Source organism: Pseudomonas sp., assembly GCF_040514055.1.
In the GTDB taxonomy this organism is placed as follows: Bacteria; Pseudomonadota; Gammaproteobacteria; order Pseudomonadales; family Pseudomonadaceae; genus Aquipseudomonas.
The window spans coordinates 1-20,353 of sequence record NZ_JBEVDL010000056.1 but is presented as its reverse complement, the minus strand read 5'-3'; the positions used below and the strand labels follow the sequence as shown (position 1 = coordinate 20,353).

23 protein-coding genes are annotated in these 20,353 nt (G+C 55.9%); 15 read left to right on the top strand and 8 right to left on the bottom strand.

Annotated features, from left to right (window positions below):
• Positions 1 to 166: 166 nt before the first annotated feature.
• From ABWY06_RS13090 to ampC, 3 genes are all read right to left on the bottom strand, one after another.
• A complete protein-coding gene (locus ABWY06_RS13090) occupies positions 167 to 781 on the bottom strand; it encodes a hypothetical protein (RefSeq protein WP_353925998.1) in 615 nt (204 codons plus the stop codon).
• 56 nt (positions 782 to 837) lie between these two features.
• Complete coding sequence (locus ABWY06_RS13085; protein ID WP_353925997.1) at positions 838 to 1,170, bottom strand: hypothetical protein; 333 nt, start codon at positions 1,168 to 1,170, stop codon at positions 838 to 840.
• Between the two features lie 168 nt (positions 1,171 to 1,338).
• The gene (gene ampC / locus ABWY06_RS13080) at positions 1,339 to 2,517 is read right to left on the bottom strand and encodes a class C beta-lactamase (RefSeq protein WP_502948198.1); all 1,179 of its coding nucleotides are present in this window, start codon (positions 2,515 to 2,517) and stop codon (positions 1,339 to 1,341) included.
• A gap of 203 nt (positions 2,518 to 2,720) precedes the next feature.
• On the opposite strand from ampC, the gene ABWY06_RS13075 reads away from it, so the two are divergent.
• From ABWY06_RS13075 to ABWY06_RS13050, 6 genes are all read left to right on the top strand, one after another.
• Positions 2,721 to 3,596 (top strand): LysR family transcriptional regulator, encoded by an 876-nt coding sequence (locus tag ABWY06_RS13075; protein WP_353925995.1) that lies wholly within the window; start codon positions 2,721 to 2,723, stop codon positions 3,594 to 3,596.
• A gap of 562 nt (positions 3,597 to 4,158) precedes the next feature.
• Positions 4,159 to 6,348, top strand: coding sequence for a hypothetical protein (locus ABWY06_RS13070; protein ID WP_353925994.1), 2,190 nt, complete (start codon positions 4,159 to 4,161; stop codon positions 6,346 to 6,348).
• A 1-nt stretch (position 6,349) separates the two neighbouring features.
• Positions 6,350 to 7,285, top strand: coding sequence for an NAD-dependent epimerase/dehydratase family protein (locus tag ABWY06_RS13065; protein WP_353925993.1), 936 nt, complete (start codon positions 6,350 to 6,352; stop codon positions 7,283 to 7,285).
• A gap of 2 nt (positions 7,286 to 7,287) precedes the next feature.
• A complete protein-coding gene (locus ABWY06_RS13060; protein WP_353925992.1) occupies positions 7,288 to 8,574 on the top strand; it encodes an NAD(P)/FAD-dependent oxidoreductase in 1,287 nt (428 codons plus the stop codon).
• A gap of 11 nt (positions 8,575 to 8,585) precedes the next feature.
• Positions 8,586 to 9,251 carry a class I SAM-dependent methyltransferase gene (locus tag ABWY06_RS13055; protein ID WP_353925991.1) on the top strand — a complete coding sequence of 222 codons (666 nt, stop codon included), beginning with the start codon at positions 8,586 to 8,588 and terminating at the stop codon, positions 9,249 to 9,251.
• Positions 9,252 to 9,641, top strand: coding sequence for a GtrA family protein (locus ABWY06_RS13050; protein ID WP_353925990.1), 390 nt, complete (start codon positions 9,252 to 9,254; stop codon positions 9,639 to 9,641). It begins immediately after the preceding gene.
• Positions 9,642 to 10,193: 552 nt separating this feature from the next.
• Here the strand turns inward: ABWY06_RS13050 and ABWY06_RS13045 are convergent.
• Positions 10,194 to 10,595 (bottom strand): Imm1 family immunity protein, encoded by a 402-nt coding sequence (locus ABWY06_RS13045; RefSeq protein ID WP_353925989.1) that lies wholly within the window; start codon positions 10,593 to 10,595, stop codon positions 10,194 to 10,196.
• A 363-nt stretch (positions 10,596 to 10,958) separates the two neighbouring features.
• On the opposite strand from ABWY06_RS13045, the gene dapF reads away from it, so the two are divergent.
• Complete coding sequence (gene dapF / locus ABWY06_RS13040) at positions 10,959 to 11,789, top strand: diaminopimelate epimerase (protein WP_353925988.1); 831 nt, start codon at positions 10,959 to 10,961, stop codon at positions 11,787 to 11,789.
• A gap of 18 nt (positions 11,790 to 11,807) precedes the next feature.
• Here the strand turns inward: dapF and ABWY06_RS13035 are convergent, their stop codons facing one another.
• The 4 genes from ABWY06_RS13035 to ABWY06_RS13020 form a co-directional block, all read right to left on the bottom strand.
• Positions 11,808 to 12,284: a hypothetical protein gene (locus ABWY06_RS13035; RefSeq protein WP_353925987.1), complete on the bottom strand. Its 477-nt coding sequence runs from the start codon at positions 12,282 to 12,284 to the stop codon at positions 11,808 to 11,810.
• 233 nt (positions 12,285 to 12,517) lie between these two features.
• Positions 12,518 to 12,880 (bottom strand): hypothetical protein, encoded by a 363-nt coding sequence (locus ABWY06_RS13030; protein WP_353925986.1) that lies wholly within the window; start codon positions 12,878 to 12,880, stop codon positions 12,518 to 12,520.
• 182 nt (positions 12,881 to 13,062) lie between these two features.
• Positions 13,063 to 13,629, bottom strand: coding sequence for an SMI1/KNR4 family protein (locus tag ABWY06_RS13025; protein WP_353925985.1), 567 nt, complete (start codon positions 13,627 to 13,629; stop codon positions 13,063 to 13,065).
• Positions 13,630 to 13,952: 323 nt separating this feature from the next.
• Entirely contained in the window at positions 13,953 to 14,426 is a 474-nt protein-coding gene (locus ABWY06_RS13020) for a phage integrase N-terminal SAM-like domain-containing protein (RefSeq protein ID WP_353925984.1), read from the bottom strand.
• A gap of 606 nt (positions 14,427 to 15,032) precedes the next feature.
• Here ABWY06_RS13020 and ABWY06_RS13015 point away from each other — a divergent pair.
• From ABWY06_RS13015 to ABWY06_RS12980, 8 genes are all read left to right on the top strand, one after another.
• Positions 15,033 to 15,467 carry a hypothetical protein gene (locus tag ABWY06_RS13015; RefSeq protein ID WP_353925983.1) on the top strand — a complete coding sequence of 145 codons (435 nt, stop codon included), beginning with the start codon at positions 15,033 to 15,035 and terminating at the stop codon, positions 15,465 to 15,467.
• Between the two features lie 617 nt (positions 15,468 to 16,084).
• Positions 16,085 to 16,441: a hypothetical protein gene (locus ABWY06_RS13010; protein ID WP_353925982.1), complete on the top strand. Its 357-nt coding sequence runs from the start codon at positions 16,085 to 16,087 to the stop codon at positions 16,439 to 16,441.
• Between the two features lie 368 nt (positions 16,442 to 16,809).
• On the top strand, positions 16,810 to 17,277 hold the full coding sequence (locus ABWY06_RS13005; RefSeq protein WP_353925981.1) for a hypothetical protein: 468 nt from the start codon (positions 16,810 to 16,812) through the stop codon (positions 17,275 to 17,277).
• Positions 17,278 to 17,349: 72 nt separating this feature from the next.
• Positions 17,350 to 17,760 carry a hypothetical protein gene (locus ABWY06_RS13000; protein ID WP_353925980.1) on the top strand — a complete coding sequence of 137 codons (411 nt, stop codon included), beginning with the start codon at positions 17,350 to 17,352 and terminating at the stop codon, positions 17,758 to 17,760.
• Between the two features lie 29 nt (positions 17,761 to 17,789).
• Complete coding sequence (locus tag ABWY06_RS12995) at positions 17,790 to 18,113, top strand: hypothetical protein (RefSeq protein ID WP_353925979.1); 324 nt, start codon at positions 17,790 to 17,792, stop codon at positions 18,111 to 18,113.
• Between the two features lie 402 nt (positions 18,114 to 18,515).
• Positions 18,516 to 18,953 carry a hypothetical protein gene (locus tag ABWY06_RS12990; RefSeq protein ID WP_353925978.1) on the top strand — a complete coding sequence of 146 codons (438 nt, stop codon included), beginning with the start codon at positions 18,516 to 18,518 and terminating at the stop codon, positions 18,951 to 18,953.
• A gap of 482 nt (positions 18,954 to 19,435) precedes the next feature.
• Positions 19,436 to 19,780 carry a DUF4288 domain-containing protein gene (locus ABWY06_RS12985; protein ID WP_353925977.1) on the top strand — a complete coding sequence of 115 codons (345 nt, stop codon included), beginning with the start codon at positions 19,436 to 19,438 and terminating at the stop codon, positions 19,778 to 19,780.
• 55 nt (positions 19,781 to 19,835) lie between these two features.
• On the top strand, positions 19,836 to 20,117 hold the full coding sequence (locus ABWY06_RS12980) for a cytoplasmic protein (protein ID WP_353925976.1): 282 nt from the start codon (positions 19,836 to 19,838) through the stop codon (positions 20,115 to 20,117).
• Positions 20,118 to 20,353 lie beyond the last annotated feature (236 nt).

Here is a 20,353-nt window from a genome sequence, read left to right as displayed (position 1 = left end):
TGGGTCTGTGACTTTCGGTAGCACCGCCGCAGCGCAGTCATTCCAGGCGTGCCACTTTATGAGGCCTGCGTTGGATTGGGTACCGAAAAAGGAAACATGGTTATATATCGGTGTGAAAAGCTGTCACCCGGGGTGACGTCGAGGCGCCGTGTCGGCGGGCAGTGGCTTAGCGTTTGGCCATAACTTCGCGGGTTTTCTCGTGTTGCTCGCCCAGTTCCTGCTCCAGCTGTTCCCAGGAGCCGGTGTGCCGCGCGCCATAGCGCAGGGTTGCGCCGAACGCCCAGCCCAGTACGGAAAAGATGATCAGCATGATCCAAGCGATGATCGCCTCCAACGGCTTGAAATCACCGTGCTTCATCGTCAGGGCGCCCGCATACCACAAAAAGCCGCCTAACCAGACCGGGGTCAAGCACAACCCCCAACCCAGCACCAGACCCAGGCGTGGCCAGAGTTTACCGACGATGGTTGCGGCTATCGCCAGCGCCACGCACACCGTGATGGCCAAGTGCTGCGGGTCCAGAAGGTAGGTCAAGCCCACTGCGACCAGGCTGCTGGCAATCAGCGAGCCGATGATAGTGGCTGTATGTTTACGGCGAGGGGCCGGCCTCTCCCGGGCAACCACTGGCGTGGCGACCTCGGCAGTGGCCCGGGCCTGCAGCACCTGTTGGGCGATGACCTGGGCCTGGGGTGTCAACTGGCCGACTTCCACGCGGCGTTCGATGTCCGCAGTGGGCATGGCCTGGTACAGCTTGAGCAGGGAGCGTTGTTTAGAGTCGGGCATGGACTTTAGGGCGGTAGCGTTGAATAGTTGGCGAATATCTGACGATCAGGACAGCGTTATTCGTGCTCCAGCTGTTGCACCAGTACATAGGTGCATTTGGCTTCGGCATAGGCGTTCATTCGGTCTTCCACGGCCTTGCCGCGCTGGTCTTTTTTCGCGGCCTGCGCCAGTACGTCGGCGCTGTAGCGTTGGCGGCAGGTGCAATAGGCTTGCACGGTCGCATGGCTGTAAAGCGCACGCAGGTCGGGTACCGCCTCGACGCCGGTCACGCAGGATGCGGTGTACTCGTCGATTCGCTGCGCGCGCTGTTCGGCGCTGGCCGCCGGATACTCGGTGGCTGCGGCGACGGCGCTCCACAGTAGTGCGAATACCAGCAAGGTACGCTGCATCGTGGTGATCTCAACTGGGCGGTGGCGCGATCTACGCGCCGAATCGCGTAGTGATATCACTTTCCGGGGCAACTCGGAAGGCGGTGCAACCGATTTGGCGATGGCTCCGCCAGCGTCGCTGCACCGCGCCGAGAGCGGCAACCGGGCGTGCTCGCGCCTCTGCTCATCTCAGGGGGTAGCACCCGCCGACGTCGGCTCCAGCACCGCCAGGATGGCATGGGCGGCTGTCACCCGCGCGGCATTGGGGTAGTTTTTATTGGCCAGTATGACGATGCCGATGCGTCGGGCTGGCACAAAGGCGGCGTAGGCGCCAAACCCATTGGTCGAGCCGGTCTTGTTGATCCACACCTGCGCTGGCGGCGACTGCGGCGGTTGCAGCCGATGGATCGGCTGTGGCTGCAGTGCCATTTCCGCGGAGTTGCCCGCCACCAACTGGTCCAGGCTGACCGGATAGGGGTAGCGTTCCCAGCCCAGCCCCTGGGTCATCTTGCCTACTTGGTAATAGCCCGTCTGCGTGGTCGCGATCGCCTGTTGCAGCGGTTGTTCCAACGCCGTCGGGTCGAGGTTGGCCTCGACAAACCGCAGCAGGTCGACAGCGCTGGCTTTTACCCCATAGGCCTCGGCATCCAGTAGCCCGGGGTTGACCCGGGTGGGTTGATCCTGCCTGTCGTAGCCTTGCGCATAGTGGCCCATCCGCTCGGTGGGAACCTGAATGAAAGTATTGGTCAGGCCCAATCGCGGGAATAGGGTTTGTTCCATCAGCGTAGTGAAGGGTTCGTTAAGACTTTTCGCGGCCAGATACCCGAACAAGCCGATGCTGGGGTTCGAGTAGAGTCGCTGCGTGCTACCTGGGTAGGTGGGCTGCCAGTGGCGGTAGTAATCGAGCATGTGCTGCGGATCGGCCACCGCCGCGGGGAACTGCAAGGGCAGGCCTCCAGCGGTGTAGGTGCCCAGGTCGAGCAGGCTGATGCGGTCGAAATGGCTGCCGCGCAGCGCTGGCCAGTACTGGCTGGCCGGGGCTGACAACGACAGCCTACCCGTTGCCTGGGCGTAGGCGGCGAGGGTCGCGGTAAAGGTTTTGCTGATCGAGCCCAGCTCGAACAAAGTGTCGCGGGTGACTGCCTGGCCGCTCTGGCGAGAAGCGACACCGTAGTCGAAATAGTACGGTTGCCCTTCGACGGTCACCGCCACCGCCATACCCGCGATGGCGTATTCGCGCATCACCGGGCGAATTGCCGCATCCACTGCTGCCCCCAATTTGTTTGGGGGCTCGGCGGCGAATAGGCCTCCGCTCGCGACGAGGGTCAGGGCGAGCGCGGCAATTCGCTGCGGGCGGGGCTGGGCCATTTTTGCCATGGTGAACATTCCTTTTTCAGCGGCCGATTCGAGCGGCGCGCCGTCGGAGCCTCTAGAGTAGACCGTCAGCCGGGCGCTGCCGGGTTTAGTCAGGCGTTGGCTGGGGTCACGCCGGAGCGAACTCTAGGCGGTCCGGGGCTGAGCGACAACGCATCAATTCTCGAACGAGCCACTAGAATAATTAGGGGGTCAGCATGCTTCGCTCGCATTTACCGCTTAACGCCCTGCGGGCTTTCGAAGCGTCGGCGCGGCACCTGAGTTTCACCCGCGCGGCCATCGAACTCTGTGTCACCCAGGCCGCGGTGAGCCATCAGGTCAAGGGCCTCGAAGCCCAATTGCAGGTCCAGTTGTTCCGGCGTCTGCCCCGTGGCCTGATGCTGACTCATGAAGGCGAAACCCTGCTGCCCGTGCTGCGTGACAGCTTCGACCGCATCGCCCTGACCCTGGCGCGCTTCGAGGGCGGGCATTCCCGGGAGGTGCTGAGCGTGGGGGCGGTGGGCACCTTTGCCGTAGGGTGGTTGATGCCGCGCCTGCCGGACTTTCAGGCCAAACATCCCTTTATCGACTTGCGCCTGTCGACCCACAACAATCGGGTGGACGTCGCCGCCGAAGGCCTGGACTACGCAATTCGGTTCGGCGCGGGCGCCTGGCATGGCACCGAGGCCCTGCACGTGCTCGAGGCCCCGCTGACGGCGCTCTGTGTGCCGGAACTGGCCACGCAGTTGCGCACGCCCGAGGCGCTGCTAAGTCAGACCTTGCTGCGCTCCTACCGGACCGAGGAGTGGCCTCAGTGGTTGCAGGCGGCGGGTTTGCCGGCCGATACCCGGTTGCCGCGCAGCATCGTCTTCGATTCGTCGCTGGCCATGATGGAAGCGGCGCTACAAGGGGCCGGCGTGGCCTTGGCGCCCCCCCTGATGTTCAGACGTCAACTGGACGCCGACTTGATCCGGCAACCCTTCGCCCTCGAGCTCAACACCGGCAGCTATTGGCTGACACGATTGCAATCGAGGCCCGAGACGGGCGCCATGAATGCATTCAAGGAATGGTTGCTGGGCACATCAGGAGCCTAGGTGTCCCGCAGACCCAGGCCTATGGAAAATAATCGCCCAGCCGTGGTGGATGTCGTTCTGCCATAGCGCCAGGCGCAGGCTTGCAACTGGGTGGTTCCCTAACGGCCAGGTTGAATCAAGGTTCCATAAGCGCTGGCGGCGTATGCCGGACGGTCATTCGCCCACGGTTATCCTCCAGGAGCCAGGCGCAGGCCGCCTGGTCGACTGCAGGACCGCCTTGACCGCTGAGGCCACGCCAGCCATTGTCATGGGCTTACCTAAATCGGGCACAACCGAACAGTGCCAGCGAGCGGCGGTCGATTTAAACGCGCGGGGCCAGGAGCATCGTGTAGCGGCGTAAGCAGACTGCTCAAGGGTTACCTGGAAAAATGAGCATGGACACGTAAGTCAGCAACCAATTTCTCAGTGAATTTGAATGGAGTTAGGGACGCGTATGAGGGTATGGGGGAAGCTCGCTGACGTAGGCTGTGTAGTTGCGACGTTGCTGACATGTATGTCGATATTTGTTCCCTTCGCTCCCAAGATGCCCAGTGTTGGACTCGACCCCTCGTGGGAGTTGGGCATGAATCAGGCGATGTCCCAAGGTCTGGCGATTGGCGATGAGGTGATCTTTACGTTCGGACCTTATGCGTCTGTATACACCAGAGCCTATCACCCTGATACCGACACCTTGATGCTGCTTGGCGGGGCCTGTCTGGGTTTTTTTTATTGGATTTATTTGATCCTGCTGGCGCAGGGCAGGCGATTGCATTGGCCCCTCCTGGTGGCGGTGGCCAGTTTGGTGCTGGTTCGTTCTTTCGATGTGCTGCTCTACGCCATCCCTTTTTTTCTGGGGCTGTTGATTTTTAAAGTCTACTGCCTCGAGGGCGAAGGAGGGGCGAGGAGGAAATGGAGCGCATACGGGGTGGGATTGCTTTTTGTGCCCCTCGGGCTCTTGCCGGTGGTCAAGGGCAGTATATTGGTCATGTGCTGCGCGATAGCCGGTTTGTGTGTGCTGTGTTTTCTATTCCATCGCCTGTACCGGCATGCCCTGGCCGTGGCAGTCGTTCCGGTCATTTCCATGGGGTTATTCTGGATGCTTGCTGGGCAGGATATCTTTGGCTTGCCTCGGTACCTGTGGAATATGTTGCCCATTCTCGCAGGTTATACGGAGGCCATGGCAATAGAAGGGAAGGGCAAGGAGGTTGTGGTATATATCGCCGCAGCGCTGGTACTGTTCTCCAGTATTGCGGCGCATGGGCGCCTGGTTCTTTCGCAAAAATTGCTTTTGCAGGGCCTGTTTTTCGTGTTTCTTTTCCTCGCCTTCAAGGCCGGTTTCGTCAGGCATGACGGGCATGCACTGGCCGCAGCCGGAGCTATAGTATTTTCCGCGATTTCCTCCTACTGGCTACTGGGCGGTAGACTTTTGCTGTTTACGGCACTGCTGTGCGCTTGTACGGGCTGGCATATCGACCAAGGCTATACGGCGCGAGACCCTCAGCCGGTTTTTAGCCGGGCGGCCACGCTGTATGCGCTGGCCTGGAACGGCTTGGCGAGCAGAGTGATGGATCCTGGCCGGTTAAAGCAGAGCTTTGACCGACAGATGATGGTTCTGCGAGACGGGGGCGCGTTGCCCCGCCTGCCGGGAACATCGGATATCTATTCATACGATCAGGCGATCCTTATTGCCTCCGGCAATGAATGGTCGCCTCGGCCGGTATTTCAGAGCTATGCCGCCTATGCACCCGCTTTGCTCGAAAAGAACCGAGAGCATTTGCAGGGAGCCACGGCGGCAGACAATATTTTCTTCAGGCTGCAGTCGATCGACGGTCGGCTGCCCTCATTGGAAGAGGGCAGCGGTTGGCTGTCGCTGCTCTCCCGCTATCGTCCGGTGCGCACATTGAAAAGCCATCTTCTATTGGAAAAAAGAGTGGCAGCGGGGGCCATTGCACAGACGGTCATTTACTCCCAGACCCATGGATTCGGTGAGGAAATTCAGCTGCCGGAGGCCGACCAACCGCTGTTTGCGCGTTTGACCATCAAAAAAAGCCTGCTGGGGAGCCTTGTTTCGCTGCTCTATAAACCGTCGCAACTCGATATGAGGGTAACGCTCGAGGGTGGACGGGTCAGGACCTATCGCATTATTTCAGGCATGAGCAACTCGGTATTTCTCCTCTCTCCCTTGATCGAAGTAGAGGGCGAATTTGGCATGCTCTATGGGCCGGCTGTGTTGCTGGACGGAAAAAAGGTCAAGTCGTTTTCCGTGGCGGCGCGGGGTGCAGGGGCTGACTGGCAGTCGGAGTTCAATGTCGAATTGACCTCGGTAACCATAGAAAAACCCACCCGTCTGTCGGAGTTCTATGGCCTGCAATCTGTCGACTATTCAGTGGCGTCCACCGGGGTAAGAGCCAGTTGCTCCGGCGGCATAGACCGGATTGCTGGGGGAAGCGTGGATCGCGAGATAAAGGCCCGTGGCATTTTGAATGTGGATGGGTGGCTGGCCTCCTCGATTCCGGACTATTCCCCGCTGGAGACCGTTTATCTCGTGGTTCATGGGGCTGATGCCTCGCCCGGCTTTGTTCGTGCAAATGCCGTCCAGCGCCGCGATGTGGCGAATTACTTCAATAGTTCGAAAATTGAAAGTGCAGGATTCGGTGTCAAGGTGGATCTTGCCGGGCTGTCGGGCGACTATAAAATCGGGTTGGCCATCAAGAAGGACGGTGAATTGAAACTGTGTCCAAATCCGGGCGTTGTGGTACATGTGGAGAACTGAGATGCACAAGAAAATTATTCTCCCAGGCGGTGCCGGGTTGGTCGGTCAAAATTTGCTGGCCCGATTGAGGGCAAAGGGTTACAGCAATATTGTCGTGCTCGACAAACATCGAGGCAATATTGAAGTTTTGAAAAAAAATCATCCCGGCGTTACCGTGGAATATGCCGACTTGGCCGAGCCCGGTGACTGGCAACGTCATTTCGTGGGCGCTGAGGTGGTGGTGATGCTGCAGGCGCAAATAGGCGGAAACGACTACCAGGAATTCGTGCGTAACAATGTGGATGCGACGCGTCTGTTGCTGGAGCAGATAAAAGTCAACCAGGTGCCTTGCCTGGTGCATATTAGTTCGTCGGTGGTAGTCTCGGTGGTCGATGATTTTTACACCCAAAGCAAAAGAGAGCAGGAACAAATGGTCTTGGCAAGTGGCATCGCCTGCCCGATTTTGCGCCCGACCCTGATGTTTGGCTGGTTTGATCGAAAACACCTCGGTTGGCTTTCCAGATTTATGGGGAAAGTTCCGGTGTTTCCCATCCCTGGCCATGGGCGCTATATGCGCCAGCCCCTCTACGTGGGGGATTTTTGCAATATTATTATCAGCTGCATCGAGCAGCGCAGACTGGCGGGTGTGTTTAATATTTCCGGGCATGAAAAAATTGATTACATCGATATCATCCGGGAGATCAAACGTGCGACGGGTGTTGGAACATTGATCGCGCACATTCCGTATGGAGTGTTTTATGTGTTGTTGTGGATCTGGGGGCTGTTCGACAAAAATCCGCCCTTCACCACGCAACAACTTGCTGCGCTCACGGCGAAAGATGAGTTTGAGGTCATTGACTGGCCTGGAATATTTGGTGTGCCCAGCACGCCGTTCACTGCCGCTATCGATGAAACCTTCAATCATCCCACTTACAGTCAGGTCGTACTGGAGTTTTGAGCATGGGACAGCGTATTGCCGTGCTGGGGGCGGGGCCGATGGGGTTGGCTGTGGCCTATCAACTGGCCAGAGACGGCCATCATCCCGTCCTGTTCGAGGCAGATGACCGAGTCGGAGGGATGACCGCCGCGTTTGACTTCTCGGGCCTGAGCATCGAGCGCTATTACCATTTCCATTGCACCTCCGATCAAGCCTTCCTCACGATACTGGAGGAGTTGGGGCTCAGTGAAAAAATGCACTGGGTCGAGACAAGAATGGGTTACTGGTACCAAAATCGCTTGCAGGCTTGGGGCAACCCTGTCGCGTTGCTAAAATTTCGCGGGCTCAGCCTGGCTGCCAAGGTTCGTTATGGTCTGCATGCTTTTCTGTGCACCAAACGCAAGGACTGGAGGCCGCTGGACAGTATTGAAGCAGCCGGGTGGATCCGTCGCTGGGTGGGCGCAGAGGCTTGGGAAGTGCTTTGGCGTCGCCTGTTTGATTACAAATTCTATGAGTATGGCGATAACCTTTCGGCGGCGTGGATTTGGAGCCGTATTCGCCGTATCGGCCGCTCGCGTTACAACCTGTTTCGGGAAAAGCTCGGCTATCTCGACGGTGGCTCCAGTACTTTGCTAAAGGCGTTGCATGCCGATATCGAACGGCATGGTGGGGTCATTCGCTTGAAGTCGCCTATCAGTCGTGTAGTGATCGAACAGGGCCAGGTACGGGGCGTTGAAGTCAATGGCCAAGTGGAGGGTTTCGATAAGGTGGTCAGCACCGTGCCACTGCCCTATGTGCCTCGGTTGATACCGGATTTGCCGTCCGAGATACGGCAGTATTTTGAGTCCGTTAAGAGCATTGCGGTGGTCTGCGTGATCGTCAAGCTGCGTAAAGCGTTGACCGGGTATTTTTGGTTGAATACCAGTGACCCGGAGATGGATATCCCGGGGTTGGTGGAATATACCAACTTGCGGCCCTTGGATCAGCACTTGGTGTATGTGCCATTCTATGTGCCCGGCGAGCATCCGCTGTTCGCCGAGCCGGATGATTTTTTTATAAAAAAAGTGCGCGGCTACCTGAAAAAAATCAATCCGCAACTGAGCGATGCTGATTTTATCGATATTCGTGCCAGCCGCTACCGTTACGCCCAGCCGATCTGTGAGCCGGGGCATTTGGACAAATTGCCACCCGTGGCGCTGCCGGTGAAAGGCTTGTGGGTGGCCGACACATCCTATTACTATCCAGAGGACAGGGGGATTTCCGAAAGTATCGGTTTTGGCCGGCGGATGGCGAAGAGTGCTGTTTCTTAAAGGTAGGGACGATGGACACGCGTGCAACGGTTTTGCAGGAAGAATACCAGCAACGCTTTCAAGGGGCGGACCGCTATCGGGATGCTGTCTGGAAAATACTTTGCGATGATTTTTTTTCGCGGCACATCTCCAAGGAAAGCGCATTGCTTGATTTGGGGGCCGGTTGGGGTGAGTTTTCGCGAAATGTCCGTGCCGCTAAAAAATACGCCATGGACTTGAATCCGGAGTGTGGCAGTAGAGTGGCAGGCCATTCGACCTTTCTGCACCAGGACTGCTCATCACCTTGGCCCCTGCAGGACGGCAGCTTGGATATTGTTTTTACCAGTAATTTTCTTGAGCATTTACCGAGCAAGGCACTGATTGACAAGGCCCTGCAGGAGGCTTTTCGCTGTTTAAAAGTCGGCGGCAAAATTATTTGCCTTGGCCCTAATATAAAATATGTGCCAGGTGCGTATTGGGATTATTGGGATCACTATATCCCGATTACCGATGCGTCGATGGCAGAAGCGCTTTCCCTTGCCGGATTCAATGTTGTGCAAAAACTTGATCGATTTCTTCCGTACACGATGTCCGGTGGCAAGAATCCGCCGCTGGTTTCTGTTCGCCTCTACCTGAAAATGAAGTTCGTCTGGAGATTTCTCGGCAAGCAGTTTTTAGTGATCGCCGAGAAAGTCTAGGTGGTTATTAAACAAGTTATCTGCTTTTTGATAAGTGGGGGCATCGCTGCCGGGTTGAATTGGGGGACCCGCTTCCTCTTCTCGATGGTATTTCAGTTCGAGGTGGCCGTCGTCCTGGCATTTGTCATCGGTCTGCTTGCCGGTTTTACGCTGATGCGCTTGTTCGTTTTCCAGGGGGCTGGAAAGCCGCTTAAGCCGCAGGCCGGGAAATACTTGCTGGTCAACCTCCTGGCGCTGGCCCAGACCCTGATCATCAGCGTGCTGTGTGTGCACTGGTTGTTGCCATTATTAGGTGTCGTTGAACACGTCGAGGCACTGGCTCACCTGTTCGGTGTGCTCGTACCTATAGTGACCAGCTATTTTGGCCATAAATTCCTGACCTTTCGTTAAGCGCTGCCTTGCGAGCCTCCTGCCGGTAGCTCTGGCATGAATCGCCAGGCCCCATGCTGCCCAGGTGCGCGGCCGTGGCCTCATCGCCTTGTGAAGGGCAGCAGGGAGAGTGTGAGCACTCTGGATCGAGTCGGCGCTCCAGTGCATCGTTGTTTCTGGGCCTGATCTTACCCAGCAACCGTGGACATGCCACCTAGCGGCTCACAGCAGCGGATGGAAACGAAACCGCCGTGCAGTTTCAGGCACGCTTTAGCGGCAGCATCGCCCTTCTGCCGCGCACTATCCTGCTACCCGACCTGCACGCCGGCTTACTGGTCCCGGTGTTGCCAGGCTACAACCGCATGGGGCAGGGGTTGAGTGTGTTGTACCCCAGCCGTCGTCATCTGCCACCCGGCCGTGGCGGCTTTTATCGAGCGGGTGATCCAGCAGTTGAGGGCGCGAGAAGCGCTATCGACCCCCGTTGCGCAGTGATACTCGAGCAGCGGGTTGCGAGGGGTGACGCTGGGCGAGCCAGGTGAGCATCAGCCAGCGGCCTGTTCAGGCGCCGACCGGCTATTCGCGTAACCAGGTTAAACCAGGCGAGGCCGCGCCCTCGCGGTGAAAATGTTCGATCGCCGCCAATACCCTGTCCTGCGCGACGATCTGGTTCGCCGGAAAACAGCCGAGCTGTCCGCCAATCAACAGGTCCTCGGTAACGGTGTCCGCCTTGGCAGGGTCCACCAAGGTGTAAAGTTCACGGTCGACGTCGAAGCAGATACTGACCGAGAAGCGGTTACCACCACCGCCGATCAGCATCAAACGATCCTCGCCAACCGTCAGCAGCAACTGCGTCAGGCGCTGGCCGTCCAGTCGTTCCAGCGCGGCTTTCGCACCGTCGGGTGTCCAGGCGGGGTGTTCGAAGGGCCTGAGTCCCACGCCATCCCAGTGGTCCTCACAGAGCGTTCTTTGGATCATCTTAAGGCCTGGTTGTGAAAGGGGTAATCTGCCTGCGGGTGCACCTTCCGTCGAGGATGGAGTCAATGATTCTGCTCTGTTTTGTGTTTCTGGATGGTGGAAGTCCGGGTGGTGGCAACACCGGGCGCCATGGGGGCATCCAAGGTGGTTGCTGGGGTGCAAGTGGGTGCAGACCTGCGGATCAACCCAAACGGCAAGTGGCAGGTGGAGTGTAAGGAAACCCTTGGTTGGCGTGGCTGCACGCGGCCTTTATCGCGGCGGTCGGGCCCTTTAGGATGGGTCTACAGCCAGTCTGTTGCGTCTAGGCATCACGCTTGGGGGGCGCCCGCCTGATCGGCCTTATCTTTTTGCCGGGGTCCATGTATGCCGCTGAGCTTTCACAAGATGCACGCCAATGGCGATGATTTCGTTATCGTGGATGTGCGAAATGCCGCCAATCCGGTGACCAGCAGCATGGCTCGACGCATGGGGGATCGCAACCGAGGCATTGGCTTCAATCAGCTGGTGGTGGTGCTCGATTGCGATGATGCGGCAGCGCGCTTGCTGTTCTGGAATGCAGATGGCTCGCCGCTGGACACCTGTGGCAGTGCCACGCGAGGTACCGCAGATAGGCTGATGCGCGAATCCAGTATTACTTCCATAGTACTGCGAACCAATCGAGGCCTACTGGTGTGCGAGCGAACCTGCAGCGGCGAGATTGCGGTCGGCATGGGAAAACCCCGGTTCGATTGGTCGGATATTCCCTTGAGTCGGAAGATGGAAACGGCTTTTTTGCCATTGGCAGGTGGTCCAGCCGCCTGCAGCATGGGCAATCCGCACTGCACCTACTTTGTGGAGGACCTGATGGCCATCGATATCGCGACGCTGGGTCCCGCGATTGAAACGAACCCCCTGTTTCCCGTGAAGAGCAACGTGCATTTTGTCCAGGTGATTGACCGGGCGCACATACGGTTGCGCATCTGGGAGCGCGGGGGCGCGATTGCCCTGGGCTCCGGATCCTGTTCCTGCGGTGCCGTGGTTAACGGGATTCGTCGTGGCTTACTGGACAATAGCGTTGAGGTTGAATGTGATGGTGGGACGGTGAGGGTGCAATGGGATGGCGAGGGGCCGGTTCTTCTCATTGGTCGGGTCGAGGCCGTTTTTTCGGGGGTGATCGCGGACGAGCTGTTACAGGATCTGCAGGGGAATTATTAAAGCCTCTTGAGGAATGGCTTAGGCCGCAGGGTGGACGGACAGCGCCTTGAAACCTTCCACGACATAGGTCTCGAACACACCTCGAAGCATCGACTGAAAGACACCCTGGTTCAGCGCGGCTCCCCCTTGGGTGACTGTTCGCACGATCTCGGCCACCTCGGGAATCGAAGTTATAGTTTCGGCACCCAGGGCCGCGAGGATCTTCTGCGTATAAGACTGGGCAAGGTAGTCCGCCTCGTGGTCGCAGATCATGTCGTTCAGCTCGCACAGTAAATAAACAACCGCGCCTTGTCGAAGCAACAGCTGGTCAATCTCTTGCCGATGCTGAAGTGTAATCTCGACCGCCACATAGGCAAAGGCATTGAATTCTTCGGCATCGATATACACCGTTTGGTCGTGAGTGAAACCATTTTCACGGAGCAGGTGATAGTACAGCAGTAGCACCCAGGCAAGGGCTCGGTTACCCTGAGCGTAGTTGCTGTCGTCTATCAGCATAAACAAAACCTGGTGATTAAATTAGAATATAATTGCTGTAGGCTATACCCCTCGAGCGGTCAAATCGAGTGATACTCAGTGATACGCTACGTATTTGTCAATCCCGCGCCTAGCTTCGACACGGCCAGAGTGTTAGCGTGTCATCGCTGTGGACGGAAATAAATATCAATATATGTTAGGTTGGCTGTATTGGACTGTCCGGACTCCGCGTAATGATCGGCTCGATCGCCCTATTAAAAAACCGAGTCGCGGTACTCGGGATTGGCGTAATAAGCAATCCAGCCGCATAGGTAAGGCACTAAGGACAAAAACAGGAAAGCTAGAAATACCAGCCAACCTCGCCAGCCCCGTGTGCGAACCAGATACGCGGGTAATACAATAATCCATGTAAAGAAAATAAAAGCGCCGAATTCATAGGGGCGGTGAAATTTTTGCTTCTTCGCGTCATCTTGGCACCACATCGCAACCATCAGGGCGAATGACCAGGCCATTAATGCTTCGGATTCTGGCGCCGGATCCTGGCCGAAATAGCCCATGATTGAGTAGTGGATGATCGAAAGGGTTATTACGATCGCGATGCTGATGGAGTGGCGCATGTCGTCCTTGTAGCTTCTGATGTTTGGCTGGCAAAGGGCGTGGCCCTCCTCAAGCGAATGGTCTGGAAAATTGTAAGGAGCTGCCCCGGCGCGATCTGTACTCACCCCTGACCATGCGGGGCATGATACCAAGAAACGCTGAGTGGCCGATTTTGAGCAGTTGTAAAGCCAAAACACTCCAATCAACCGATGGGGATATGAACATAGGGGCAGCCCTGCTCCAGCTCGTAGGTTTTGCTTTCGTACAGGGCAGCCAGCCTGGCCAGAAAGCCCGAAAACGAATCCGCCCAGGTTTGCGTCTGGTTTTCTGAGTTGGGTCGAAAGAATATTTGGCCTACGATGCCTTGTTCCGTAGGGTCCAGGTCGAGGACAAACCCATCATTTTGAAAATCGGAGAACCGCAGCCACCCTGTGTTCCACGTAAGGTTCTTGATTCGCTTGGGTTGTAGCCATTCTATTTCACCAAAACCTTCGAAGAGCTCAGCGCACTGTTTCCAGTCGTGAATCATTTCATCCACGGTTAAAAGACGGTTGAAATTCAGCAGCTCGGAGCCCTCCAGGTCAGATTGGCGCTGGCCATCATGGCGCATCAGCGAGGCCACGAAGTCCTTTGGCAGGGGTTGGCCAATGACATGCTCAAGCGTTTTGATTTTTTCCATTGAGGCGCCAGCGTTCAGTGTGGCGGCGGCGGCCGGAAACTCGCTGGCGAGACGCTGTTCAATAATTGTCCAGCTATGTTCAATCGTCATGATGCTCAACTGTCGATAGGCGCCAAGTGCATAACGCGTTGGTCGGGAGTGGGGTGGTTAAGGTCTCGGGTTGGCGCCGCGCCCTCTCGGAAAGTGCCGGCGCTGTGCACTCTCTCGGAACGTCGCTGGCGTGTGATACCGCAGAGGTTCTGAGGGTAACGCGAGGCACCGGCGAAAGACAGCTGGGGCGCAGTGCTCGTTACGATGCTGCAACGACCGGCAAATGCCTGACCCTGGCGAGGCGGCATCGGGCGGCCATGGTCAGTGTCGGGTATGAACCGGCCTGGTGCGGTCCTTGCTTCCTTTGCCGTCACGCACGGTGATCACCTGCCGGTCGAAGTCGAGTCCTTGACCCGCAGGCGGGCTGCCTCGACCACCCGGAGCCGGGCGCCGTACATCAGGGAGGCCAGTAAGCCGTAGGGCGGTGCGAGCAAGGCGATGATTTCGCTGGCTTGGGTATGGGTGAACACCGTGGGAATACGCCTGGGCCGACTGGCGCTGACCGTCTCACCGATATCGCCCAAAGGGTTTTCCAGCACCCCGCTATACAGAAAGACCAGGGCATTCAAGGCCAGGTTCTGCGTAGCCGCCGCGACCTGCCGCTCCACCGCCAGCCAGCTAAGAAAGGTCCTGACCTCAGCCGCACCCAACTCGAGGGGATGGCGCAACTGATGGAAGCGGATAACGTAGCGAATCCAGTACCAGTAGGACTTCTCCGTCCGTATGCTGTAGTGGTGCAAACGCATCACCGCACGTAACTGCTCGCGCAGCCGAGGCTTGGGAAGTAGACCGTCCATGTCGATCTCCAGGCTGGTTATATGCACAGTGGTAATGGTAGAGAAAAAAGCGGAAGTCAAGCGAATAGGGGCTGGAAGGCTGGCGGGGCGGGTAAGTTTATGATTTTATTGGTGTTTGATGAACGTTGGGCAGCCGGTTTAGGCCGAATTATCTAGAATTCACGGTTATCCAGTAGTATGGAGTTCCGTCTAATCACTGTTAGGCACCGCAAGAAAAATCATGACTGGCCAACCAAAAAATTGTCGTCGCTGTGATCGACCCGTTGAGGTGTACGCGAACGACTACGACACGTTTGAAGGAATGCACTGGCTTTGCTTCCATCTTGAATTCGAACATGAGGGAGATCCAGACCGAGCTTGTGCTGACCCTGGCTGCCCGTGGTCGGAGATCGAGATATATCGGACCAGACTAATCGAGCTCGGCGTTGACCCCGAACTAGTGATGGCAGAAGCCATTGACGCAAAGTGGAGCCGCTCGCAAGGCGGTGCCTAACAATTCGTTCAAGCCGAGACCGCTTCGCGGCCTCGTGCGAGCTTTGCTCATTTTCACTCGCCCAAGGCCGCAAATCGGGCCGGCTTAACTCAGGCGTTAGCCATACGTGAGGCATGATGTTTACCTTCGGAAGAGTGAAAGAGGTAGAAGTCGCAATCCGTCGGCATGGTGGCCCGGAGAAGGCAGCCATGGTCGTAGATATTGTGTCTGCCGTGCACGATTTCATTGAGAATAAAGCAGATCTTTCGGATGTTGAATTAACGATAAAAGCAGCGCTAATTGAAGGCAGAAGGGATGTTTGGGATGCTGCAGGGACTTGGCTCCTCAAACTGCAGAAGGACTATCCAGCGGTTGAACACGTATGGTTTGAGCTTGTAAAAGATCCCAAGGCCGAGGTCCGGTATCGTGTTGCTTCGCACATAATTGACTTGCCTGTAGGGGCAAGAGAGAAAATTTACGAGCTTTTAAAAGATGATCCTAGTAAGCGAGTTCGTGAGCACGTAGAAGGTAAATGGAGCTTTGCACAACACCCCGAAAAATACGGCTAACAATGCAAGCCAGTCTGACGGCTTTTTCGTTCCTTGTTTTTCGGTTTAACGCCACGCTACCGCAAAACAATCCACTACAAATCCGCAGCTGTTTGCGGAGTTAGGCCACTTTTGGGGGGCGGAACTTTGGGACATTTTTACGGCTATGTTGTGCTCCCGGAGACCTTTATTCCATTAGACGAAACGGCGGTTATTGAATTCGTTCGATCGATCTTGGCACCGTATGAACCCGAGCAGGACGAATGCTTCCCCTTCGCTTTTTATTCCGTAGTTGATAAAAACTGGTACTCCCGCGTCGGAGACCTTGCTGCTGATTTTCCGCAGGCTATTTCTGACAGTGGTCTCGTCATCATTCCAGTTCACGTACTCCTATCTAACGATGAGCCGTACGTTTTCATTGCGCCGGATGGCGAATGGCATCAGTCTGGCTCTACCTATGCATCTACAGATGAGTGTTGGCCGCAGAGATTTCGTGAGCTGGCCGAGCCCTATAAGGGCTGCCTGTCGGCAGCTGTCTACTTCAAGTGCTAGGCAAGGGCCTAACAAGTGGTTCAAATCGCTCGCTTCGCTCACTGGGACGGCGTTCCGCCGCGCCTTAACCAGACGTTAGGCCTTACATGGAAATGTTCGAGTCTGAAAGTTCGTTACTAGACGCAATAGCCGCTCACGATGAGCTTGTTCGCCGTTGCGTCCGCGGCGACATCTCGTTCGACGATTTCTGCCGTGAGTACAACGATTTTTATGCCTACTACGCCCTAGATGGTCACGAGTCCGATGACGAGGAGCGAGAGTTGCTGCTCAAGCACGATGCCATTATTGAGCCGCACCGGGTCATTGCCTATGACATTCTCGGTCGCGTCTGCTCTGATGAGGATGCTCAGTTAGAGCCGTACAAACAGGCCGGTCGCTTCGGGTCCATCGAGGCCCTGAGGCTTCTGGGTCACGTCAGGCTCGGCTGCTCGGGCAAGGCCTAACAATTCATTCAAGCCGAAGCCGCTTCGCGGCTCGGCTTAATTCAGGCGTTAGGCCTCAGTCACTTTTAATATCGGTGTCAACATGGAAGTTGCGTCAGCTGGCCACAACATCAAATCTACTTCCGGCGCATTGTGCTGCCGGTTGGCACCCAATCCGCATCCTCTTCCTGGCTCTCGCCGCCACACCGTACAAGGGTGTTCCGCAGGCCGCATTGCTCGCGCTTGCAAGTCCCGCCCAGCTTCGCCATCTTGCGGTACCCAACAGCAGCGTTCGGCTCAACTTCTCTGCCTAACAAATGGCTCAAGTCGTTCGCTTCGCTCACTCGGGACCGGCGAAGCCGGCCCCTTAGCCAAACGTTAGGCCCCACATGAAGCTTGCCAAGTACTTCAAGACTGATGACGGCTCGCTTCCTGAGATCGAGGTCTCGTTCAACACTCACGCGCAGGTTGCGGCAGCTTTCCAGCACCTCTATGACCGCGGGGCCGTCAATGTCACCCTCGGCCCCAACAACGTCTGGTCAAGGTTCAACCACTCCGAGCGTCCCTACTCTGGCCCAAGTGATGCGGCCTTGGTTGGCTCCAGGGAGATCGACCCCTTCCACGTTGTCCTGCGCAGCGTTTGCGGCTCGGATATTCCAGTGCCGGATCTAGGCGTGTTCGTTTTTCCGGACTCTCTGACAATTGACTACCGCATGGGTGACGGTTGGGGTGAGCCGCAGATAGACTCTCTGCTTAAGCTTCTGGGCCAACTACGTCTGTTGGGCGGATCAGTCTCGGTCCCATGGTGGGGCGTTGAGGGCGAGAGCGATTTCCTCAATGCACTAGGTGGGGCCTAACAATTCATTCAAGCCGAACGCCACTTCGTCGCGTCGGCTTAACTCAGGCGTTAGGCGCGAGGAAGATCATTTATGGCTGTCCAAGACAAAATCATCGCCGGCATTCTGCTGGTGCATAGCACACTTGGCGTCCTGTGGACCTTTTTGGTTGCTTCACAGAATGGTTTCCCCGCAGCGTTCATGGCCACTAACTTGGCGCTCGCAGCTGCTGGGCTAGTTGCTGGTATCGGTCTGCTTCGGCGGCGCCGCTGGAGCGTGTACTTGGCTATCCTGTTCTTTGTTGTGCAGCTAGTTCACGTACTTACCCAGAACTTCCAGTGGTCCTTTACCCTCGGTTTCAACTTCAACGTTTCGCTGGGCTGGCTCAGCACCGGCGAACTCGGCATCAACCTGTTCGCGCTTGTCATGCTGGTCTGGGTGGGCGCGCGGGCCTTCGCGCCTAACAATTCATTCAAGCCGAAGCCGCTTCGCGGCTCGGCTTAATTCAGGCGTTAGGTCTCATGGAGAGTTACGTGCCAGTCATCGAGTGGAAAGAGCCTTGGCGTGCAATTCAATTTGCTGCTGAAATTCCATGGGTACAGAAGCAGTTCGAGCAGGAAATTACCAGTGCGCACCCCTTGCATGGAAAAGGCGGGGAAGTAATTGGTCGCCGAATTGACTGCGATGACGTGGTGGTAATTCTTAATGACGGGACCTATGTAAGCGTTCACTTGGTTTGGGGTTCAGGCCCGGGAGCCTTTCCAGATAAATGGCCAGCTTGGTTTACCTATGGAACTCAAGAATTATTTGTAAAAACCATGAACGAAGATGCCTTGGAATTCAGCAGTGAGACCTAACAACTGGTTCAAGTCGCTCGCTTCGCTCACTCGGGACCGGCTAAAGCCGGCCCCTTAACCAAACGTTAGGCACACATAAAATGACCGAGCTGGAAATGGAAATTCTGCGATACATCGGCAGCAACAAAACAACTAGTTTCTTCCAGATCGTACGCAGATTTGGCCATACCGCTGAAGATCTGCCCTGCGTCGTTAAAAGCCTATTGAGCTCAGGCCTCGTCTGCTCAGAACAGGGCGGTGAAAGCCTCTGTCTGTCCCACAACGGAAGCTTGCTTATAAGCAAGGAGAGATAGTATGCCTAACAATACGCTCAACACCGTTCGCTTCGCTCTCTGGACTCGCAAAAGCTACGCTTTTGCTCGCCTGTTAGCTTAACCGTTAGGTTGCAATGGAAATTCATGCATGATACGTAAGCATTCATTAGCTGCTGCTATGTTAGTTTGGTCTATGATGTACTTTGGTATTCTCTTTGTGATGCTTAGGTATGTCGGAGCGGACGAACTAGTCCACGCGTTTTTTGACAACCCACAAATTCGTTCGATTATTTTACAAATGGCCGGGCTAGGGGCGATATATATGTTGTTCGGCGTCACTGTGCTCCGCTATAACGCCACTCACGCCCAGCGTATTTTGCTGCTCAGTGGGCCCACTCTTATTGCCATTGCGTTTTTTGTTGAACTGGCTTGGTTTATAGTGCATCCGGCAGCGCCGTCAGGCATGCGCGACCTTTTAGCTCAAGGGTACTACCTGCGCACAATGATGGCCGCAATACCTTTGTTTCTGGCAGTCTGGGTCTGGCGGTTTGTTAGGAAACGAGAGTTTTCGGTGCAACCTAACTAGTGGTTCAAACCGTTAGCTCCGCTCATTGGGACGGGCTAAAACCCGCCCCTTAACCAAACGTTAGGTACCGCAAATGGCCAAGGAGTGGTATTCAGTCAAAGGGCTTTTCCGCTAGTATATGAAGGCGGACGGCGCCACAGACCGCATAGAAGAAAGAGTGGTGCTTTTCGAAGCCAATAGCTTCGATCATGCTTTAAGTCTTACAGAGGTGGAGGCGGCTCAGTACTGCTTAAACGATGAGCTAGCCAACTGTTGCATAGAACCGACTGGTTGGTGGCACGCTTATTGGCTTGGTGCTACTTCTGCAAATGGCCTTGAGGTTTTTTCTCGTGGCGCCCATACTCAGCTCGGCAAGCAAGCGTTTATTCGCCGCTATTATCCAAAATCGCACAGTACCGGTACCTAACAATGCGCTTAAATCGTTCGCTTCGCTCACTGGGACGGCGTTCCGCCGCCCCTTAACCAGACGTTAGGTATCACCCATGCCTCTTTACTGCGCCCGACTCTTAGTTGTCTGCATCGTCGGCAAATCAAGAGCACGTAAACGCAATACCTGTGATTATCCATTCGTCCTGATTCAGGCCGAGGATAGTGAGCAAGCATTTCGACGTGCCCTCGATCTAGGAAAGGAGCAGGAAACCCTGTATGCAAACGAAAAAGGGCAGCCTGTACGCTGGGCTTTTGTTAGGGTTGAGGAAATAAAGGAACTGCCAGAGAGTCTTGATGGGCAAGAGGTAGGTTCTTTACTCGATGTCTGGCATACCGAAAAAGCGCTCCCATATACCAAGCGATTTCAGCCTAGTCGCTTTCGGCCTTTGCTTACATGACATCTAACGACTGGTTCAAGTCGTTCGCTTCGCTCACTGGGGCGGGCTAAACGTTATGCTTAAACCCAACGAAATTATGCCAAACATGTTTGACTCAGCAGATATAAAAGAAGCCCACAAGCATTCCATCCGGCATCGTGGCGAGCTCAGAGACAGCGAGGTTTGCGGCTGCTTTTATTGCCTTGATATCTTCGACTACAAAAATATCGAGGACTGGATCGATGATGGTGATACGGCGTTATGCCCTAGCTGTGGAATTGACTCGGTAATCGGGTCTGTTTCTGGCTTTCAGATTAGCCGCGAATTTCTTTCTGCCATGAAGAAAAATTGGTTCTAGCTATGGCGCAAAGCATAACAACTGGTTCAAATCTTTCGCTTCGCTCACTGGGACGGGATAAATCCCGCCCCTTAACCAAACGTTAGGTACCGCAAATGGCCAGGGAGTGGTATTCAGTCAAAGGGCTTTTCCGCTGGTATATGAAGGCGGACGGCGTCACAGACCGCATAGAAGAAAGAGTGGTGCTTTTCGAAGCAAATAGCTTCGATCATGCTTTAAATCTTGCAGAAGTGGAG

Bases quoted from the DNA above. Each gene is read 5' to 3' on its own strand.
- ABWY06_RS13090 (WP_353925998.1), bottom strand. From the start codon at position 781: ATGCCCGACTCTAAACAACGCTCCCTGCTCAAGCTGTACCAGGCCATG.
- ABWY06_RS13085 (WP_353925997.1), bottom strand. From the start codon at position 1,170: ATGCAGCGTACCTTGCTGGTATTCGCACTACTGTGGAGCGCCGTCGCC.
- ampC (WP_502948198.1), bottom strand. From the start codon at position 2,517: ATGGCCCAGCCCCGCCCGCAGCGAATTGCCGCGCTCGCCCTGACCCTC.
- ABWY06_RS13075 (WP_353925995.1), top strand. From the start codon at position 2,721: ATGCTTCGCTCGCATTTACCGCTTAACGCCCTGCGGGCTTTCGAAGCG.
- ABWY06_RS13070 (WP_353925994.1), top strand. From the start codon at position 4,159: ATGAATCAGGCGATGTCCCAAGGTCTGGCGATTGGCGATGAGGTGATC.
- ABWY06_RS13065 (WP_353925993.1), top strand. From the start codon at position 6,350: ATGCACAAGAAAATTATTCTCCCAGGCGGTGCCGGGTTGGTCGGTCAA.
- ABWY06_RS13060 (WP_353925992.1), top strand. From the start codon at position 7,288: ATGGGACAGCGTATTGCCGTGCTGGGGGCGGGGCCGATGGGGTTGGCT.
- ABWY06_RS13055 (WP_353925991.1), top strand. From the start codon at position 8,586: ATGGACACGCGTGCAACGGTTTTGCAGGAAGAATACCAGCAACGCTTT.
- ABWY06_RS13045 (WP_353925989.1), bottom strand. From the start codon at position 10,595: ATGATCCAAAGAACGCTCTGTGAGGACCACTGGGATGGCGTGGGACTC.
- dapF (WP_353925988.1), top strand. From the start codon at position 10,959: ATGCCGCTGAGCTTTCACAAGATGCACGCCAATGGCGATGATTTCGTT.
- ABWY06_RS13035 (WP_353925987.1), bottom strand. From the start codon at position 12,284: ATGCTGATAGACGACAGCAACTACGCTCAGGGTAACCGAGCCCTTGCC.
- ABWY06_RS13030 (WP_353925986.1), bottom strand. From the start codon at position 12,880: ATGCGCCACTCCATCAGCATCGCGATCGTAATAACCCTTTCGATCATC.
- ABWY06_RS13025 (WP_353925985.1), bottom strand. From the start codon at position 13,629: ATGACGATTGAACATAGCTGGACAATTATTGAACAGCGTCTCGCCAGC.
- ABWY06_RS13020 (WP_353925984.1), bottom strand. From the start codon at position 14,426: ATGGACGGTCTACTTCCCAAGCCTCGGCTGCGCGAGCAGTTACGTGCG.
- ABWY06_RS13015 (WP_353925983.1), top strand. From the start codon at position 15,033: ATGATGTTTACCTTCGGAAGAGTGAAAGAGGTAGAAGTCGCAATCCGT.
- ABWY06_RS13010 (WP_353925982.1), top strand. From the start codon at position 16,085: ATGGAAATGTTCGAGTCTGAAAGTTCGTTACTAGACGCAATAGCCGCT.
- ABWY06_RS13005 (WP_353925981.1), top strand. From the start codon at position 16,810: ATGAAGCTTGCCAAGTACTTCAAGACTGATGACGGCTCGCTTCCTGAG.
- ABWY06_RS13000 (WP_353925980.1), top strand. From the start codon at position 17,350: ATGGCTGTCCAAGACAAAATCATCGCCGGCATTCTGCTGGTGCATAGC.
- ABWY06_RS12990 (WP_353925978.1), top strand. From the start codon at position 18,516: ATGATACGTAAGCATTCATTAGCTGCTGCTATGTTAGTTTGGTCTATG.
- ABWY06_RS12985 (WP_353925977.1), top strand. From the start codon at position 19,436: ATGCCTCTTTACTGCGCCCGACTCTTAGTTGTCTGCATCGTCGGCAAA.
- ABWY06_RS12980 (WP_353925976.1), top strand. From the start codon at position 19,836: ATGCTTAAACCCAACGAAATTATGCCAAACATGTTTGACTCAGCAGAT.